Raw genomic sequence first — 3,351 nt, forward strand, 5'->3', positions numbered from 1 at the left:
TTGCCAGCCATTATGGCCGACTCGGACCCCAGCTTTTTCCACTTACCGAGCTGTCCGAATTCCCGGCGCCACCTCTGGGCGCCTCGCACAACGAGCGCACCGAGGCACGCAGTGGCTACCGTGCAGGTTACTATGGCCGCCGGCTGGTGACGCGCATCGGCAAGCTAGAGCTTCGCGTGCCGCGTGATCGGCATGGCGAATTCTCAACGGCGCTGTTCGAGCGCTATGCACGCAGCGAGAAGGCATTGGTGGCCGCGCTCGCCGAGATGTACGTACAGGGCGTCTCGACTCGCAAGGTCAAGGCGATTACCGAAGAGCTATGCGGTCACAGTTTCTCGGCCTCAGCGATCTCCGCCATTAACAAAGGGCTCGACGCGACGCTGGCGAAATTCGCGCACCGGCCGCTCGAGGAAGCGTATCCGTATCTGATTGTCGATGCTCGCTATGAGAAGGTGCGTGAATCAGGCGTGATTCGCGCGCAAGCAGTGCTGATTGCCATCGGCATCAACTGGGAAGGTCACCGGCAAGTGCTGGCCGTGGAGCTGGCTAACCGCGAGAGCCAATCGAGCTGGAAGGAGTTCTTGCTGGCGCTGAAGAAGCGCGGGCTCTCAGGCGTGGAGTTCGTCGCCTCGGACGATCATGCGGGACTGAAGAAGGCAATCAGCGAGGTGCTTCCTGAGGCCGCCTGGCAGCGCTGCTACGTGCACTTTCTGCGCAACGCATTGGACTGCCTGCCGCGCAAGGCCGACGACGACTGTCTGCAGGAACTGCGCTGGATGTACGACCAACGCGCTTTGCAGGAGGCGCAACGAGATCTCCCGGCGTGGATTACCAAGTGGCAAGGCAAATATCCGAAGCTCGTAGATTGGGTTGAAGGCAACATTGCTGAGACGCTGACGTTCTACCGGCTGCCGCGTGCGCATCACAAGCATTTGAAGTCGACCAACATGCTCGAGCGCCTGAATGAAGAGATCAAGCGGCGCACGCGTATTGTGAGGATCTTTCCGAACGAGGCGGCGTGTCTGCGCCTAGTCAGGGCGCTATGCAGTGAAACGCATGAAACGTGGCTGGAGGATAGCCGCTATCTGAACATGGCCCTGCTGGCCGAGCAGAAGAAGGAGTTCTTGCGCGCTGCTGCATAGCGGGCGGTGCGGCGTTCGGCGCTGCGGGCTACGCCCTTCGCACCGCACGCCGCACAGAAGGGTCAACTGAAACCACTGGCATCCGGTTTCTGCACAGTTTGGCGCACACAACTGCCGTTAGGCTTGTTTGCGGCGTTCTGTGTGTTAGCGGTCTTCGCAGAAGCCTCCCACTTCTGCCAAGCCTGTAGGGGTCGTAGGGCGCATAGCCGCACACCCTGGGCCGGTCCAACCTTGCGGATGTGATTCTCGTTGATTTCGTCTATTGTGGTCGATCCGTGCCTTTGTCGGTTGCACTGTCGTTCTTACCGACCGGCTGGTCAATCCACATGAGAAGCCACTGCGTCATGCGGTCCAACATAGCCTTGCGATGGGAAGGTTTGCCCTTCTCGAAAAAGTGGTGGCTACCGCCGGGGAAGACCATCATCTCCGCCGGTGTCGAGGTCTGCGTCATGATGCCCGTGAAGAGCTCCTCGGCCTGACACACGGGGCAACGCTGGTCTGCTTCTCCCTGCAAGATGAGGGTCGGTGTCACGACGCGCTCGACGTAACTGAGCGGCGACAGCTCCCGCATTTCCTCACGCTTGACGCTTAGCTCGCCGTACATCGAGTAGGCGTCCGCGTAGTAGCCGCTGTCTGAAACCCCAAAGTGGTTTTCAAGGCTGGTCACCGGCGCAGACACCACCGCGACGCGGAATGCTGTCGTATTGCCGATCGCCCACGCGCTGAGATAGCCACCGTAGGACTTGCCGGTAATAGCGAGTCGCTCGTCAGCGAGATCCTCGTTGCGTAACACGTCCACGGCGCCCAACTGTTGGTCAAGGTCGCATTTCCCCCAGCGCTTGCGGGCTTGGGAGCTAAACTTCCTGCCGTAGCTGCTCGATCCTACGGGGTTAAGGGCGAGTACCGTCCATCCTTGCGACGCGAGCAGATACCAGTACACGTGCCAGTTAAAGCTCAACAGCGCGTAGCTTGAGGGCCCGCCGTGCGCGTCGACAAGAAGGGGGCCGTGCTGCCCCCTGTCCTTAGCGTTAAACAACCAGCCATCGACCAATTCTGTGCCGCCATCGCCGTCGGGAACTTCGAACTGGCGCACGACGATTTTTGTAGCAATCCTCTCGCGCCACCAGGGATTGAAATCCGAGAGCTTGCGCTCGCCGGTGCCGTCGAGGGCGCAGGCCCATACGTCCTTCGGTGATGTCCCATCCTCGACCGCGTACACAAACCCGTCTCCATGGATGGCGAAGGCATCGACTTGCCTGTCGCCAGTGACGAGCCGGGTCAACTGGCCACCGGGAACGGAAACCGACGTGATTTCCTGGCGGCCATTACGCGCCTGAACGAGAAAAACGCTCGACGAGTCTTGCGCCCAGAACACAGTTGCGCCCGCCACCACTTCAATGTCTTCGTCTCCGAGCCCATGTGTTTCGCCGGTATCGACGGTATGTAGCCAGAGTCGCATCTGCGCGTCACCGTCCTGCAGCGTGCCCGTAAAAAGAACGTAACGGCCATCGGGCGACCACCGCGGATAGCTGCAAGTTGCAATCTTCTCTGTCACGCGCCGCGCGTTGTCGCCGGTGCGATCAATGAGCCACAAATCGGAACGATGCGCCAAGCGACCCTCGCGGGTGCGCGTGTACGCCATGCGCTGACAATCGGGAGACCAGTCAGCGCTATCTACTTCGAAGGGGCCTGTCGTCAGTTGCTTGGTCTTTCCCGTCGCCACCTCAACGGTAAATAGGTGAATCTCCGAGTCGAGCGTATAGCCCACGCCATCGAGTTTGTAGGGAAGCCGCCAGACGACATGCGGCGCGTCCGTTGGCCGGTTTGCGACATCGCCACCGCCGTTTGACGTATCGCCCCGCATTTCCGGGTCGACCGACAGTGCGCAGATCGCAAGCAGGCTTTCGCCATTGGTAGCCCACTCGAATGACGTGATGCCTGATGGCACGTTGGTGAGCTGTCGCGCTTCCCCACCATCAAGCGGCAGGACGTGCACTTGCCGGCCGCCCCCTCTATCGGATAGAAAGGTGAGCGCATTCTGCGTTGGATGAAAGCGGGGCGACGAGTCCGAACCGCTGAACGTCAGTTGGAGCGGCGGTCGGGAGGCGTCAATGTTCAACATCCAGATAGAGGTGCCTCTTTTGAATTCTCAGTGGGTGGTTTGGCGGGTCAAGGGCGAGCGTAAGGTCCGCGCAGCGAACCCTTGAGG

The 3,351-nt window shown here is 60.4% G+C and carries 2 protein-coding genes; one reads left to right on the top strand and one right to left on the bottom strand.

The genetic code is table 11. The features are described 5' to 3' along the window. Positions 1–1,142: IS256 family transposase (locus tag AB6804_RS31640; RefSeq protein WP_370889803.1), on the top strand; the 1,142-nt coding region annotated here is incomplete at its 5' end. Between the two features lie 259 nt (positions 1,143–1,401). On the opposite strand, the gene AB6804_RS31645 is transcribed toward AB6804_RS31640, so the two are convergent. Continuing rightward, positions 1,402–3,264 carry a prolyl oligopeptidase family serine peptidase gene (locus AB6804_RS31645; RefSeq protein ID WP_370889804.1) on the bottom strand — a complete coding sequence of 621 codons (1,863 nt, stop codon included), beginning with the start codon at positions 3,262–3,264 and terminating at the stop codon, positions 1,402–1,404. Between the last annotated feature and the right edge of the window lie 87 nt (positions 3,265–3,351).

The sequence above is a fragment of the Caballeronia sp. RCC_10 genome, from assembly GCF_041360715.1.
Lineage (GTDB): Bacteria > Pseudomonadota > Gammaproteobacteria > Burkholderiales > Burkholderiaceae > Caballeronia > Caballeronia grimmiae.